The organism is Vaginella massiliensis (assembly GCF_900089075.1).
Lineage (GTDB): Bacteria > Bacteroidota > Bacteroidia > Flavobacteriales > Weeksellaceae > Weeksella > Weeksella massiliensis_A.
Window position 1 is genome coordinate 263,629 of sequence record NZ_LT593747.1, and the last position, 14,577, is coordinate 278,205.

Annotated in this window: 14 protein-coding genes and 1 pseudogene; 8 read left to right on the forward strand and 7 right to left on the reverse strand. The window is 38.8% G+C overall.

Features of this window, described 5'->3' with window-relative positions; translation table 11 throughout:
• Positions 1–82 precede the first annotated feature (82 nt).
• Together BN8061_RS08625 and BN8061_RS12215 are read left to right on the forward strand one after the other, a co-directional pair.
• Entirely contained in the window at positions 83–1,714 is a 1,632-nt protein-coding gene (locus BN8061_RS08625; RefSeq protein WP_068598441.1) for a glycoside hydrolase family 10-like protein, read from the forward strand.
• A gap of 109 nt (positions 1,715–1,823) precedes the next feature.
• Positions 1,824–1,949, forward strand: a pseudogene (locus BN8061_RS12215) (30S ribosomal protein THX); the annotation flags it as partial.
• 271 nt (positions 1,950–2,220) lie between these two features.
• On the opposite strand, the gene BN8061_RS08635 reads toward BN8061_RS12215, so the two are convergent.
• Both BN8061_RS08635 and parS read right to left on the reverse strand, forming a co-directional pair.
• Complete coding sequence (locus BN8061_RS08635; protein ID WP_068598444.1) at positions 2,221–2,670, reverse strand: RES family NAD+ phosphorylase; 450 nt, start codon at positions 2,668–2,670, stop codon at positions 2,221–2,223.
• Complete coding sequence (parS, locus tag BN8061_RS08640) at positions 2,667–3,116, reverse strand: type II RES/Xre toxin-antitoxin system antitoxin (RefSeq protein WP_204207201.1); 450 nt, start codon at positions 3,114–3,116, stop codon at positions 2,667–2,669. Before parS ends, BN8061_RS08635 begins: the two co-directional genes overlap by 4 nt.
• A gap of 86 nt (positions 3,117–3,202) precedes the next feature.
• Here parS and BN8061_RS08645 point away from each other — a divergent pair, with 86 nt between their 5' ends.
• Together BN8061_RS08645 and BN8061_RS08650 are read left to right on the forward strand one after the other, a co-directional pair.
• The gene (locus BN8061_RS08645; protein WP_154662297.1) at positions 3,203–3,649 is read left to right on the forward strand and encodes a hypothetical protein; all 447 of its coding nucleotides are present in this window, start codon (positions 3,203–3,205) and stop codon (positions 3,647–3,649) included.
• Positions 3,650–4,873 (forward strand): TCR/Tet family MFS transporter, encoded by a 1,224-nt coding sequence (locus tag BN8061_RS08650; protein ID WP_068598448.1) that lies wholly within the window; start codon positions 3,650–3,652, stop codon positions 4,871–4,873.
• Here BN8061_RS08650 and BN8061_RS08655 read toward each other — a convergent pair.
• Entirely contained in the window at positions 4,870–6,369 is a 1,500-nt protein-coding gene (locus BN8061_RS08655; RefSeq protein ID WP_068598451.1) for a GH3 auxin-responsive promoter family protein, read from the reverse strand. The genes BN8061_RS08650 and BN8061_RS08655 overlap by 4 nt on opposite strands.
• A gap of 9 nt (positions 6,370–6,378) precedes the next feature.
• Positions 6,379–7,164, reverse strand: a complete 786-nt coding sequence (locus tag BN8061_RS08660; RefSeq protein WP_068598454.1) for a M23 family metallopeptidase — start codon at positions 7,162–7,164, stop codon at positions 6,379–6,381.
• Positions 7,165–7,264: 100 nt separating this feature from the next.
• On the opposite strand from BN8061_RS08660, the gene porW reads away from it, so the two are divergent.
• The gene (gene porW, locus BN8061_RS08665; protein WP_068598456.1) at positions 7,265–9,655 is read left to right on the forward strand and encodes a type IX secretion system periplasmic lipoprotein PorW/SprE; all 2,391 of its coding nucleotides are present in this window, start codon (positions 7,265–7,267) and stop codon (positions 9,653–9,655) included.
• Between the two features lie 15 nt (positions 9,656–9,670).
• Here the strand turns inward: porW and def are convergent, their stop codons facing one another.
• Both def and BN8061_RS08675 read right to left on the reverse strand, forming a co-directional pair.
• Positions 9,671–10,345: a peptide deformylase gene (gene def / locus BN8061_RS08670; RefSeq protein WP_094745927.1), complete on the reverse strand. Its 675-nt coding sequence runs from the start codon at positions 10,343–10,345 to the stop codon at positions 9,671–9,673.
• Complete coding sequence (locus BN8061_RS08675; RefSeq protein WP_068598458.1) at positions 10,342–10,752, reverse strand: DoxX family protein; 411 nt, start codon at positions 10,750–10,752, stop codon at positions 10,342–10,344. The genes def and BN8061_RS08675 overlap by 4 nt, the downstream gene beginning before the upstream one ends.
• Positions 10,753–10,862: 110 nt before the next feature.
• On the opposite strand from BN8061_RS08675, the gene BN8061_RS08680 reads away from it, so the two are divergent.
• From BN8061_RS08680 to ffh, 3 genes are all read left to right on the forward strand, one after another.
• On the forward strand, positions 10,863–11,672 hold the full coding sequence (locus BN8061_RS08680; protein WP_068598461.1) for a hypothetical protein: 810 nt from the start codon (positions 10,863–10,865) through the stop codon (positions 11,670–11,672).
• A 117-nt stretch (positions 11,673–11,789) separates the two neighbouring features.
• On the forward strand, positions 11,790–12,173 hold the full coding sequence (locus BN8061_RS08685; RefSeq protein ID WP_235802722.1) for a hypothetical protein: 384 nt from the start codon (positions 11,790–11,792) through the stop codon (positions 12,171–12,173).
• A gap of 135 nt (positions 12,174–12,308) precedes the next feature.
• Positions 12,309–13,685, forward strand: coding sequence for a signal recognition particle protein (gene ffh / locus BN8061_RS08690; protein WP_068598466.1), 1,377 nt, complete (start codon positions 12,309–12,311; stop codon positions 13,683–13,685).
• A 53-nt stretch (positions 13,686–13,738) separates the two neighbouring features.
• Here the strand turns inward: ffh and BN8061_RS08695 are convergent, their stop codons facing one another.
• Positions 13,739–14,560, reverse strand: coding sequence for a flavin reductase family protein (locus tag BN8061_RS08695; RefSeq protein ID WP_068598468.1), 822 nt, complete (start codon positions 14,558–14,560; stop codon positions 13,739–13,741).
• Between the last annotated feature and the right edge of the window lie 17 nt (positions 14,561–14,577).

Genomic DNA, 14,577 nt, shown 5'->3' on the forward strand with positions numbered 1-14,577 from the left:
AAAAACTATAGGAGTAGGGCAAAAGTTCAGGTTAATTTAAATTTTAATGGTAATTTTGTAGATAATCCGATTTATATTTCACATGAAATTGAATAAATATATAGCCGTTGCAGGACTTTTTGCATTAGCCATGAGCTCGTGTACCACAACAAGAACGCATAAACCCATCTATCGCAAGATAGAGACCAAATCACCTGTTGTAACCGCTCCTGCGCCCGCAAGCTCTACAACACCTTCGACCTCTACAACACCTACAATCCAAACCCCAAAAGAAGAACCCAAGATTGCCAGTACATTGTACCGTGTGAGCTTGCCCGAAGTCAATCGCGAATTCAGGGCCGCGTGGATTGCAACCGTTGCCAACATCAATTGGCCATCGCGTCGCGATCTCTCTACCGATCAGCAAAAACAGGAAGCAATTCGCTTGTTGGATATGTTGCAAGAAGGCAATTTCAATGCCGTCATCTTCCAGGCCAGACCTTCGGCAGATGCCTTGTATCACAGCAATTACGAGCCGTGGTCGTATTTTCTCACAGGCGAAACTGGGCGTTCACCTTACCCATATTACGATCCCTTGGCGTTTTGGGTAGAGGAGGCGCACAAGCGCGGAATGGAGTTGCATGTTTGGTTGAATCCTTATCGAGCACATCATTCGAGTGGCGGAAGTGTCGGCAGCCAATCTATGGTAAACAAAATGCCCAATCATATCGTTCGGTTGAGAAATGGTATGTATTGGTTCGATCCGGCAAGTAGAGAAACCCAAAATCACGTATCGAATGTTGTACGCGATTTGTTGAAGAATTACGATATAGACGGTATCCATTTCGATGATTATTTTTATCCTTATGCTTCCTACAATGGTGGGAAAGATTTTCCGGATGATAAAACTTGGAACGAATATGTGCGAAATGGCGGAAAACTCACGCGTGCCGATTGGCGCCGAGACAATGTAAATCGATTCATCGAACGCATTTATAATGAAATAAAATCGGAAAAGAAATATGTAAAATTCGGAATCAGTCCGTTCGGAATTTGGAAGCCTGGCTATCCAGCTGGAATTACAGGTTCTTCGCAATACGACGAACTCTATGCGGATGCCAAACTGTGGTTGAACAAAGGTTGGATCGATTATTTTTCACCCCAACTGTATTGGCCTATCAATTCTACAGGGCAAAGTTTTCCAAAATTACTCGAATGGTGGAAATCAGAAAATACTTACAATCGTCACCTATGGCCAGGTCTGAATACGGTAGAGGTGAAAGCATCCGACCGAACTTCAGAGATTGTGAATCAAGTACAATTGTCGAGTCAGATCTTGCAAGACAACGTTGGCGTGATCCATTGGAGTATTGCCGGACTCATCAAAAATCCATCGATGTTGAACGCCCTGAAAAATGGTCCTTATGCCAAACCAGCACTCATCCCAAGAAGTACTTGGATTCATGCCGATCCTTTGGATAGACCAGAATTGAACTTGTCTAAACTTTCAGATAAAATTGCTGCACGATGGTCGAGTAATCAACAAAAAGATGTTTTCCGATGGGTTTTGTACAAACAATACAACGACGAATGGGAAACAGAAATCCTCGACCGATTTACCAATTCTACGATGATCAACACTCAAAAATTTGGCAAAAAACTAAAAGTTGTAGCCATAAAAGCTGTAGACCGATTGGGCAACGAAAGTGATTATTACGCCGAAGAAATCAATTGAAAATAGAGCCCTTTTCAGCAATAGTTTGATTGATAATTTGTTTAGGTTAATTTTTTTGTTTAAATTGGAATCCGTAACACATTATTTATTAATCCTTAATTGAAAATTTATGGGTAAAGGAGACATCAAGACAAGAAGAGGAAAAATCTCTAATGGAAGTTATGGCGTAAGAAGACCTCGAAGAGTTTACCGCTATGTAGATGAGGTAGAAGTAGAGGAAAAACCAAAGGCTAAAAAAACGGCCGAGCCGAAAGAAGAAAAACCAAAAGCTAAAAAGACGACTGCCAAAGAAAAAGGGGAGTCGACAGCAAAAACATCAACAAAAAAGAAAGAGGAATAACTCAAACTTTTTTAGTAAAAGAGAATGAGGCTGTGTCAGAAATACACTCAAGCACGTTCAGCAGAGCGGCGAAGTGAAGTGATACAGCTTCATTTTTATTTATTCTTTAGAACTTTGTTTTATCTCGGTGAATACACCAAAAAACTTTTATTGTAGACTTTTGGAGTTAAATAAATAAGCGTTGATCGAAATGATAATCTGTAATTTCGACGATTTTTACTTTTTCCATTTCAGGATGTGAAGGATTGATGAGGTAATTATACTCCCCGTCGATAACTGCCGAAGGAACCTTCAAAACCAAACCTTTGCTTTCTTTTACAAATTCATTACCAATCAGTTGTGTGGCGCGTATTGGCGGAATCGCATTCCATTTCTCAGGTAATTTTTCTAAATTTAGAATTCCGTTATCTGGAATTTCGATGCTAATCAATTGATAATCTTTTGGCACCATGCCCAAAGGAACGTGTACAGCAACTTCTACCGTACACAAAGCCCTGGATTCTGCCGTATAGACGAGCGGAATTCCTTTGCTATTCCACCTTCCACCTGCAATTTCGGCACCCTTACCCGAGAGGTCTCGGGCGTATGCTTTTCGGCTCAGACGATAGATTATCATGAGAAAATACCGTATTCGATTCGAGTGAGTTCGTCGTTGATCAAGTTGATACCGAAGCTCGTATCCATCAGGCTTTTGGGCGTGATGCCACCCAAAGCTACACTTTCGATATTCAACCATTTACTGAAGCGTCCCATCGTTTCGAAAATTTCTGTTCCACGTTTGATGAGCATCGTGATTTGTAAAATTTTTTCGGACTGTATAGAATCAAAAATTTTTTTATCGGTCTTGTATCGTAAAAGTGTTCGTTCTGAAATGTGTAAGAATTGCGCCCACTCAACAAGACTGAACGGACTGTTTTTTACAATTCGGTCGAATGTCGCATACCGTATCCCTTCTCTAGAAATGCTGATGAAATCATAAATCGATTTTTCTTCGATATTGTTGTAGGTGAGTTTCTCGTTGATGGTAAGCATATCGTGATATTTTTGATAAATATACGACAAATGTCTTAATTTTTTAGACAACAATCCTAAAAACTTTTCGGACCTAAAGTTTTCATTTCAAAGTTTAATGTAATTTTACACGCGAAATGATGATCGATAAAACAGAAATATTGTCCCATCTAAGAGCACATTTGAATCAAAAGTTGAATCGGATAAACAAATTGATTGACGATAAACGTGCCTCTAATACCGACACCAAAAGCAGCATGGGAGACAAGTACGAGACGGCTAGAGAAATGCTCAATCAAGAAGTAAATCAATTGTTGCAACAACAGCGATTGATCCTCGAGCAGCAAGAATTGCTTCAGTTGTTCCAGTCTAAAACGTCAACAAAAGTTGAGCAAGGTACCATTGTTTTTACAAGTTTTCAACCTTTGATTGTGGGAATTGGGTTGGGCGCAGTTGATATTTTGGGGCAATCGTATTTTTGTATTTCATTAGAATCGCCTTTAGCACAGCATTTGATAGGTCTCCAAGTTGGCGATCATTTTCAAATCAATCAGGTTCAACATCAAATTTTAGCCGTTTATTAAATGAAGCATCAAACCAAACAACCAGCCGTTGGGTTCATTTTTGCCACTATGCTGATCGATATTATCGGAATTGGGATTATCATTCCTGTTATCCCAAAATTGCTAGAAGAACTCATCCAGTCTGACTTGAGCGAAGCTGCAAAAATAGGCGGATGGCTTACATTTTCGTATGCATTTGTTCAGTTTTTGTTTGCTCCGCTGATTGGGAATATCAGTGATAAATTTGGGCGAAGACCCGTGTTGCTTACCTCCTTATTTGCCTTCAGTATAGATTACCTCATTCTTGCTTTAGCGCCTTCGATAGTTTGGTTGTTTATTGGGCGTATCATGGCCGGAATCACAGGGGCGAGTGCTTCTACAGCATCCGCTTACATTGCCGATATCAGTACATCAGAAAATAAGGCTAAAAATTTTGGTTTGATAGGAGCAGCGTTCGGAATTGGGTTTATCGTAGGACCCGTTATCGGTGGTTTTTTGGGGCAAATCGGTTCTAGAGTTCCGTTCTATGCGGCAGCAACATTGTGTTTTGTGAATTTTTTATGGGGTCTAATTTATCTACCAGAATCTTTACCCAAATCGAAACGTCGAAATATCGAATGGAAAGCGGCAAATCCCATAGGTTCACTCATTCGCCTGAAAAAATATCCTCAAATTATACTGCTGATCTCGGCAATGTTTTTCATGTATCTGGCTGGACATGCTGTGAATAGCAACTGGACTTTCTTTACGATGTACAAATTTGGATGGGACGAGCGTATGGTTGGCCTTTCGCTTGCAGCAGTCGGCATGTGTGTCGGATTGGTGCAGGGATTTTTGGTCCGGTGGTCGAATCCGAAATTTGGTAACGCCAAAAATATTTTAGCTGGACTTACCATTAATATGATCGGACTGATTTTATTTGGTTTTGCTGAACATTCGTGGTTGATGTTTGTTTTTCTTATACCATATTGTATCGGTGGGATTGCCGGACCTGCACTTCAATCAGAAGTGACCAGCTATGTCGATGAGGACGAGCAAGGACAATTGCAAGGAACCATTACCAGCATCAACAGTTCTACTGCAATTTTTGGTCCCGTTCTGATGACCAGTGTTTTTTATTATTTCACTCACGATCAGGCACCTTTCCATTTTCCTGGAGCTCCATTTGTATTGGCAGCATTTTTTCAGTTGGTTGCGGTGTTTTTATCCTATTTTTCACTCAAAAAACACAGCAGTTCTTTTTAGCGTTCGATCAAATCCAAGTCGTAAAAAGCATTGGCAATCGTGCGGTCATTCGACAGGCGAGGCACTTTATTTTGTCCGCCCAATTTTCCGATCGATTTCATATAGACCTGAAAGCCGTTTGGTTTTACGAAAGCGATTTTTAGAGTACGCAACACATTGCCATCGATTAAATCTTTGTAATAAGGATTCAGTTGTTTCATTCGATCATCCAATTCTTTTTCAAACTTTTCCAAATTTTCGGGTAGTTCTCCAAACTCAATCAGCCATTCATGATAAGGCAAACCTTCGGCAGGTGTAACCTCAGGAGCTACCGTAAATTCGATGATAGATGCGGGATGTTTTTGAATCGTTTGTTGCAAGGCAGTTTCCACTTCGTGTGCAATCACGTGTTCGCCAAATGCCGAGGTGTAATGTTTGATACGACCCGTGACGATGATTCGATAAGGTTGCAAGGAAGTAAATCGAATCGTATCACCAATCGAATATCCCCAAAGTCCAGCGGTCGTGTTCAGTACAAGCGCATAGTCTTGATTGAGTTTTACATCTTTTAACGCTATGCGAGTCGGATTTTCATCAAAAAATTCTTCTACAGGAATGAATTCATAAAAAATACCGTTGTCCAGCAAAAGCAACAATGATTCTGACTGTTGCGAATCTTGGTAAGCGATAAAACCTTCGGACGCGGGATAAGTTTGTATGCTGTCTATTTTTTTACCAATCAAGGCGTTCATTTTATCTCGGTATGGATCGTAGTTGACGCCCCCCGTTACAATCAGGCTCAAATTTTTGAAGATATTGAGCACTCTGGTTTCCTTGTTTTTATCCAACAATTTTTCGAAATACATGATCAGCCATGGCGGTATACCACTGATGAGGGTCATGTTTTCGTTTTGAGTTTCTTCTACAATCGTTTCAACTTTGGTTTCCCAATCTTCGATGCAATTGGTTTCCCAACTGGGCATGCGGTTTCGTTGTAAATATTGTGGTACAAAATGAGCAGAAATACCAGATAATCGCCCAATATTGATTCCGTTTTTTTCTTCCAAAACGGGGCTTCCTTGTAAAAAAATCATTTTACCATTGAGAAATTCAGCATTTCCTGTTTCGTGGATATACGCCAATAAAGCATTTCGAGCCGATTTGATATGCGTGGGCATCGAATCTTTGGTCAAAGGAATCATTTTTGCGCCAGAGGTTGTCCCCGAAGTTTTTGCCAAATACAAGGGTTTGCCAGGCCATAAAACATCGGCTTCGCCATTGGCTGTTGCATCGAAATAGCTTTTCAGGCCTTCGTAGTCTTGAACCGCAACCTGTTGTTTGAAGTCTTCGTACGAAGCAATTTTATCGAAATGGTGGTCTTTACCAAACCGTGTTTTTCTTCCATTTGCCATTAAATATTCGAAGACTTTTTCTTGTGTTTTGATGGGATTATTGATCCATTTTTTATTTTGTTTATCAACAAATTTTGCAACAAGTTTAGCCAAAAATGATTTCATCGATGATTGTTATTTGTTTAATGGGATGTATTTCTGTGGGTCTACAGCATTTCCGTTTAGCCAAAGTTCGAGATGCAAATGGGGACCCGTGGAAAGCTCACCCGTATTACCGACCGAACTTATGACTTCGCCTTGTTTCACTTTTTCACCCATTTTCTTGAAAACGTCTAAATTGTGTTTGTAGACCGATATAAACGAGTTGTGATGATCGACCAAGATGACAAAACCAGTTTCGGGCGTCCAATCGGTGAAAATCACCGTTCCGTCTGCAATTACTTTTACAGGTTCGCCCGATTTAGATACGATATCCAAGCCGATATGATTTTCTTCTTTGTTGAATTTTCCAGACACAAAACCCTCTACCGGCGCAACAAATGTTGTGTTGTTTTTCTTGTTTTTCGCTTCAATTTCTTTCAGCGTTTGTTCTTCTCGCGATTCGATATCGATGAGCAAGGGCAAAATGTTTTTTTGTTGTAAAGGTTTCAAATCGTCATAAAATTTTTTCTGATTCGTCAAATCTCGATTGTAGAGTTCCAGATTTTTATTAGCCCTTTCCAATTTAGAAATTTGCATTTTTTGGTCTGCGATCAACGAGTCGTTTTGTGCGACAGTTTGCTGAAATTGATGAATATTTTTTCGAACAATTTGGGTATAATAAAACAAGGCAGATATCAAAACCACGCTCAAAGCCAAGATTATTATACGATACACTTTAGAAATATCCAAGCCTGCAGAAACTTTAGTTTTTGATTCTGTATGCGTTGACGGTATGATATGCTGTTTCTGATCGTTCATAAATGCTTTACAAATATCCTAAATGTTTTATGAAATAAATACTTAGGATAACATTTTTTCAAATCTCACGTTTTTTAGTAGATTTGCTTTTATTGATCTTATGAAAAAAGTTTTACTCAGTTTAAGTGTTATTGCGGTTCTCGGAAGTTGTTCGGTAAAGAAAAACAATTTCAAAAATCGCACATTCCACAAGATGACATCATGGTACAATGCTTTGTTCAATGCCGAAGAAGAATTAGACAAAGTGAGAGAAGATCATCTCAAGACTTATGCCTACAATTGGAGTCAGATCTTGCCTGTAGATCCTGCTACGCATATCCCATACGAAAAAAAACAAACCCATAATGTAAATCCGAACCAGCCAACAAAAGTGGTGACCCCAACAGGTTTGGATGCGGTGGAAGAAAAAGCCATGCGAGTGATCGAAAAGCATTCGATGATGATCAATGGAGTAGAACACAACACCATGATTGGTCGAGCGTATCTCTTGATGGGAAAGGCGCGTTATTACAAAAAAGAATATTTTGAAGCTCTGGATGCGCTCAATTTCGTAAAAACTCAATTGCCCAATTCCAAATATGCCGAAGAAGCCAATGTTTACCTCACCTTGGCAGAACTAAAAGGAGGTAATTTTTATGAAGGGAGAGAGCAACTGGCGACCCTCTACGAAGAGGGCGTTTCGAAAAAGAATTTGCAATTAGAAGTTGCCAAGAATTTCGGGCAATACCTTATCGATACCCAAAAATATGATTTGGCAACAGAAGTGCTTACCCACGCCGAAGCGCTTGCCAAAAATAGACAAGAAAAAGCCAGAATCAATTTCATTTTAGGACAATTATACGCCAAGTTAGACGGAAAAGAAGAAGAATCAAGAGCCCATTTTATGCGGGCTTACGAGCTGAAACCTGGCTACGACATGGAAATAAAATCGCAAATTGCCATCGCCGAAAATTATAAAAAAGCCATTCACAACTACGACGAATACAAAAATCATTTTACATCAATTGCCAAGAAACAAGTCTATAAATCGCGTGTAAACGAATTGGATTATGCCATTGCCAAAGTTGCACTGAAAAATGAAAACTTAGAAGAGGCAGAGCATTATCTGAAAAAAAGTTTGAGTGAGAAAGAAAATTTCGAGCCGTTTACGCGTTCTCGAGCCTACGAAGCTTATGGCGATTTGTATTTCGACAAAGGGAATTATCTGTATGCTACGGCTTATTACGATAGTGCGGTAACGCAAAACGCTTTCGAAAACGAAAAAACACGAATCAATGTGCGCAACGAATCGTTGAAAAAGCTAATGGAAAAATACTATTTGGTGCAAAAAAACGATAGTATTCTGAAAATAGCTTCGATGACAAAAGAAGAGCAACAGACGTTTTTTCAGAAATATATCGACGATTTGAAGGCGAAAGAAGAACGCCAACGCCAATTAGAAGAAGAAATGCAAGCCAAAAACAATTCGTCTTCTGATTTTCTTTTCGGAAACAGACAAAGCAATTTTGCTTCGAATTTTGCCGACGAAAGTGGTAAATTTTACTTTTACAATGCAGGGTTGAAAGGCGAAGGAATCAATGAATTCAGACGAATTTGGGGAAATCAAACTTTGCGAGACAATTGGCGAAGCTCAGAAGGCGGAACATCAGCTTTGGAACAACGTGAGTTGGAATTAACTGGAAAATTGGAAGAAGGAAATCCGAGACGATTCGAATTGGATTTTTATATCGAAAAAATTCCAACACAAGCCAAAGTGCTCCACGATTTGAAAATCGAGCGAGATACAACAGAATTGTCGCTTGGGACAGCTTATTATGACCAGTTTCAGAACTCGAAATTGGCTTTGAATACGTTGGAACATTTGGTCGGTACACCACCCAAAAACATCGAGACCAAAGCCAACGCAATCTATCAGATGTATCGCATTGCAAAAGCCGAAAATCTTGCTTCGCAAGAGCAGTATAAAAATCAAATTCTCACCGAATTTCCGAATTCGCTCTACGCAGGCTATATCAACAATCCGATGGAAGATTATTTGACACCAGAAACCAAAGAAGCTCTGGCAGCATACGAAGTGGCTTATAACCTTTATCGCGATGGAAAATATGCCGAAGTAAAAACGAATGTAAAACGAGCGATTGAGCAATTTCCGACCCAAATCATCATTGCAAAATTTGCCTTACTCAATGCTTATGCTGTTGGGAAATCAGAATCTGAAGAAAATTTCAAAAATGCATTAGAGGTAGTAGCGGTTGCCTATGAGGGAACAGATGAGGCGAAGCAAGCCAAACGATTGTTGGAGAAGTTGAAAGCTGGGAAGCAAGGAACAAATGCAAATGCGCAAAAAGAAAACGCGCCAAAGGCTAATACTATAAATACTCCCAAAATACCAGACGTCGAAGTGGAAGACAACAGCTTGATCACGCCCGATCGAAATCCGCTACAAGAACCGCAAATAGACACGAGTGGCTCTACAGATGAGTTCAGATAATAAAAAAGCTTCAGTTTATTCTGAAGCTTTTTGCTCGTATAAAAGTTTGGTGTTTTTTTCGGCCAAATCAAATGTTTTTTGCTCCTGTTCTTTCAGACGATCTGGAAAAAGCTTGCCTAAGAGATGATCGTATTCGTGCTGAGCAATAACTGCTGTAAAACCTTCTAAAACTTCATCATAGAAATTCCCATTCAAATCGTAATACGTGATACGAACAGCCAAACTACGAATCACTTCGCCCGTAATATCGGGTATAGAAAGACAACCTTCGCGGCCTTCTCGTTTGATGTCGGAATACCAAATGATTTTCGGATTGATGAAAAACTCGAATGGCGCAGACGCCTTGTCGAACCGTTGAATCCAAAAAGCATTGCGGTTAATTCCGATTTGTGGAGCAGCAATCCCAACACCTCTAGAGTCTTTATCCTGCACCGTCACCAACATACGTTCGGCGAGTTTTTTTGTCGCAGGATCTGTTGGGTTGAGATCTTGATTTTGAGCACGTAAAATTTTGTAATCAATAGCATTCGTTGTTTGTAAAACCCTGAATTTCATTACGTTAGATTTTTGGTTAATCAATGCTAATTCGTTTTTGGTGTAATGTAAATGCTCAATCTCCATATTGGTGCTTTGAGCTTGAACAAAAAGTGCAGATGTAATTGTCAATATAAAACCAATTTTTTTTATCATTTTCTGTTGATTAAATAGTCTATTGAAATTCTTCCTGGTCCGCTTATCATCAAAGCCAAATAGTTCATCAGATAGAAAATTCCTAATTCTTTTTTTCCAAAATCATGCTCGGCGTGTACCACAAACACCGCAACAACCATGTTGATGATGAGCGGGATAAGTGCAGCTCTTGTCCACAAACCAAGGATTACAAAAAAAGCGCACACTACCTCTGCCAATACAGCCAGAATAAGGGAAAGCTCGGGGCTCAGCCCAAGAGGATCGCCAAATTGTATCGGGTCAGAAGAGATCAAGTTCATCAACTTTGGCATGCCGTGCGTCAACATCAATCCGCCAGCGCAAAACCTGATGATGAAAAAAGTCCAATTCACCTTGGTAGGATATTTTCCAACATAAAAAAATTTCATACGCATAATATTCTTCCCAAATATATTTCAATTCATAATTAATCAATCGTTGACTACAAAAAAATGCACGAATTTTGAGAATTTGACGTTAAAAATATAAAATTAGAAAGATGAAGAAAATATTAACACTCATTTTATGCGGATTTTCGATTTACGGATTTTCACAAACCGATCTTGAAAAAAATGATTTGAGAGGAAAAATTAAAATGTTGGAAGAAAAAAAATCCAAAGCCATGATTCGAATGAATCATGTCGAAGGCTATCAGCAAGAATACCACAAGAAAGTAGACTATAACATTGCTGGATTTTTGGTTTCTGAACAGTTTTTTGATGAAAAAAATTTGCCAACTTATACCGCGACCTATACCTATGATAGCGATGGAAAGTTGAAAGCAAAGGATATGGATTCTTATAACAATTTTCTGAAAATTGACGAACGTTACGAATACGACGGCCAAACCATAACCATCAAAACTACCGAAAATGACGTGCCTGTGTTGGAGAAAAAATTGCTCTATGAAGGCTCCAATCTGGTAGAGGATAGAAGTAGAAATCTCGAAGAGGAAGATATTTTTATCAACGAAAAAAACGAATACAACGCCAAAAATCAATTGATAAAAAAAACGGTAGATTACGATAACGGAAAATATGAAATCAACTATCGCTACAACGATTTGGGCTTGGTTGTAGAAGAAGAGATGAAAAGTGGAAATGCTTTGGTTTCTAAAAAAATAAGACAATTCAATGAAAAAGGCGATATGACTGCCGAAAAGATGTTCGATAAAGATTTGAAACTGAAATACGACGTCTCGATACTGTACGAATACGATGCGCAAAACAATTGGGTAAAACGTACGCATTACAACGCAAACCTCGACGCACCAATCACCAACACAACAAGAAAGATTGTTTATTATTAAAAAAAAATTAACACCATCTTAAAGATTTTATAAATTAATCGAACAGCAACGTTTCGGCAACATATTTGAAATTATTCAGGATGAGAATTTAAAAACTAAATATTTATGAAAAATGTAATGAAATTTTTAGGAATATGTTTATTTGCAATTTTTGCTTTTTCGTTTGTATCGTGTTCAGATGACGACGATCCAGCAGATAATGATTTTTTCATCGGGAGTTATACAGGTAGCATAGGATTTAATGACACGGCCAACGAAGATTTACCAATTGCAAGTACAGATGGTAGAGTAACAGTAGTGAAAATCGGAGACAAATACAACTTCGATTTCAGTAATGGTATTCCATCTGTTACTGGGATCGAATTTCGTAAGGATGGTGACAATTCTTGGATCAATGTAGACGGAACAGATATCAGCTACATCCGAATCAATGCAAAAAAATTGACCATGTTTTACAACAAAGGTACAAGAACTTGGACTGCCAATGTAGAGCGTAAATAAAGATGTGAAATAAAAAAGTAATGAAGCCTTCATCATGTGAAGGCTTCTTTTATTTCTGAATGTCCATCGCCCAACGAACTGGATTATTTTTGAGAGAATTATTATATTTGCACAACTTAGAAATTTAAGAAAAAAATGTTTCAGAATCTTCAAGATAAATTAGACAAGGCACTACATACACTGAAAGGTAAAGGACAAATTACAGAAGTGAACGTTGCCGAAACGGTGAAAGAGGTGAGAAGAGCCTTGGTTGATGCCGATGTAAGCTATAAAGTTGCAAAAGAATTTACTGATACTGTACGTAAAAATGCTATAGGTCAGAATGTACTCACTTCGCTGAATCCAAGTCAGTTGATGGTAAAAATTGTACACGACGAATTGGTCGCTTTGATGGGTGGAGAACATTCAGAATTGACGATTACAGGAAATCCGGCCATCATCTTGATTGCAGGTTTGCAAGGTTCTGGTAAAACAACTTTTTCGGGTAAACTAGCGAATTATCTAAAGACGAAGAAAACCAAAAAGCCATTGTTGGTTGCAGGCGACGTTTACCGTCCGGCTGCAATCGATCAATTGAAAGTGCTTGGTGAGCAAGTAGGAGTTGAAGTTTTTTCAGATGAAGGAAATAAAAATCCGGTAGAAATTGCTCAAAAAGCATTGGCTCAAGCAAAACAAAACGGAAACAATGTACTTATCATCGATACCGCCGGTCGACTGGCTGTAGACCAAGAAATGATGGACGAAATACGTCGAGTACACCAAGCAATGCAACCAACAGAAACATTGTTTGTAGTAGACTCGATGACGGGTCAAGATGCGGTGAACACTGCCAAAGCCTTCAATGATGTGTTGGATTATGATGGCGTTGTTTTGACCAAATTAGACGGTGATACACGAGGAGGAGCAGCATTGACGATAAAAACAGTAGTAGACAAACCCATAAAATTCATCTCGACAGGCGAGAAGATGGAAGCCTTAGACATTTTCTATCCTGCCCGTATGGCCGATCGTATTTTGGGCATGGGTGACGTTGTATCTTTGGTAGAGCGCGCTCAAGAACAATTCGATGAAGAAGAGGCAAAACGATTACAGAAAAAAATCGCAAAAAATAGTTTCGATTTTGATGACTTTCTAAAACAAATCCAGCAAATCAAACGCATGGGGAACATGAAAGATTTGATTGGCATGATACCAGGTGCTGGTAAAGCGATGAAGGATGTCGATATAAATGATGATGCATTCAAAGGTGTAGAGGCCATCATCTATTCGATGACTCCAGCAGAAAGAAAAAATCCTAAACTGATCGATAATTCGCGCAAAAAAAGAATTGCGAATGGTTCTGGAACAAGCATTCAAGAAGTGAATCAATTGTTGAAACAATTCTCAGAAATGGGTAAAATGATGAAGTTCATGAATTCATCACAAGGAAAACGCATGATGGAAATGATGTCTAAAAATATGCCTGCCGATGGTAGTTTGCCAAAATTACCCGGAGGTTTTCCTAAGTTCTAAAATTTAGAAAAAGTACTACATCATAAAAAAATCCACTCAACGAGTGGATTTTTTTAATCTTTTAGAATTTGCCAAGCTTCATCAATTTTATTTTGCAACAACATTTCTTTGGCTTTTTGATGTATAGCTTTGTCATCAGAAAAACGATTTCCTTCTAATTTTTCTACATTTGCCAACATTCCTAAATCATTGCCACTAAGTATTTTACTGTTTTTTATTTCAAGTGGTAGTTGATCTATTCCTATGCCTTTTGTTGCCAAAGGTTTTGGAACTTCGAACAAGTTTTCGGCGTTATTTCGAGCATAATAATTACGACCTAATCGCGCAACTAAATCTAATTTCTTTTGATCGAGATTGCCGTCTTGATCTAAAAATTCTTCTCGAATATGAATTTTCTTCACCTCGCAAATCACCAAATTTCCAGAACCACCTTCATTGCCAAGCGATTTTACTTCTTGTACCTTGCATTCGAAATTTACGGGGCATTCAACTATTAATTTCGGTTTTACCAAATCAGCGTCTTCCATGGTCAAGCCCGATTTTACAAATTCATTAACTCCTAAATCATATTCGGTAGACGATAACGAAACTTGCTGTACCATGTCGTAATTCACAATTCCGATCACGACTTCTGGCACTTCTAATACATTTTCTAAAGTATGTTTAGTGGTGTTGTCTCGCACTCGACGCGATGGTGAAAAAATTACAATTGGCGGAACCGTTGAAAACATATTGAAAAAGCTGAAAGGTGAGAGGTTGGGATGTCCTTCTTTATCTACAGTCGAAGCCAATGCTATTGGCCTTGGTGCAATGGCAGTTTGCATAATTTGCTGTAAAAGCACAGCTGGTGTTTCTGATGGTATAACGGTTTTCATAAAATGTTACATTTTTT

What these genes read in the sequence shown, in the direction of transcription:
- BN8061_RS08625 (WP_068598441.1), top strand. Translation starts at nt 83, where the DNA reads ATGAAATTGAATAAATATATAGCCGTTGCAGGACTTTTTGCATTAGCC.
- BN8061_RS08635 (WP_068598444.1), bottom strand. Translation starts at nt 2,670, where the DNA reads ATGATAATCTATCGTCTGAGCCGAAAAGCATACGCCCGAGACCTCTCG.
- BN8061_RS08645 (WP_154662297.1), top strand. Translation starts at nt 3,203, where the DNA reads ATGATGATCGATAAAACAGAAATATTGTCCCATCTAAGAGCACATTTG.
- BN8061_RS08650 (WP_068598448.1), top strand. Translation starts at nt 3,650, where the DNA reads ATGAAGCATCAAACCAAACAACCAGCCGTTGGGTTCATTTTTGCCACT.
- BN8061_RS08655 (WP_068598451.1), bottom strand. Translation starts at nt 6,369, where the DNA reads ATGAAATCATTTTTGGCTAAACTTGTTGCAAAATTTGTTGATAAACAA.
- BN8061_RS08660 (WP_068598454.1), bottom strand. Translation starts at nt 7,164, where the DNA reads ATGAACGATCAGAAACAGCATATCATACCGTCAACGCATACAGAATCA.
- porW (WP_068598456.1), top strand. Translation starts at nt 7,265, where the DNA reads ATGAAAAAAGTTTTACTCAGTTTAAGTGTTATTGCGGTTCTCGGAAGT.
- def (WP_094745927.1), bottom strand. Translation starts at nt 10,345, where the DNA reads ATGATAAAAAAAATTGGTTTTATATTGACAATTACATCTGCACTTTTT.
- BN8061_RS08675 (WP_068598458.1), bottom strand. Translation starts at nt 10,752, where the DNA reads ATGAAATTTTTTTATGTTGGAAAATATCCTACCAAGGTGAATTGGACT.
- BN8061_RS08680 (WP_068598461.1), top strand. Translation starts at nt 10,863, where the DNA reads ATGAAGAAAATATTAACACTCATTTTATGCGGATTTTCGATTTACGGA.
- BN8061_RS08685 (WP_235802722.1), top strand. Translation starts at nt 11,790, where the DNA reads ATGAAATTTTTAGGAATATGTTTATTTGCAATTTTTGCTTTTTCGTTT.
- ffh (WP_068598466.1), top strand. Translation starts at nt 12,309, where the DNA reads ATGTTTCAGAATCTTCAAGATAAATTAGACAAGGCACTACATACACTG.
- BN8061_RS08695 (WP_068598468.1), bottom strand. Translation starts at nt 14,560, where the DNA reads ATGAAAACCGTTATACCATCAGAAACACCAGCTGTGCTTTTACAGCAA.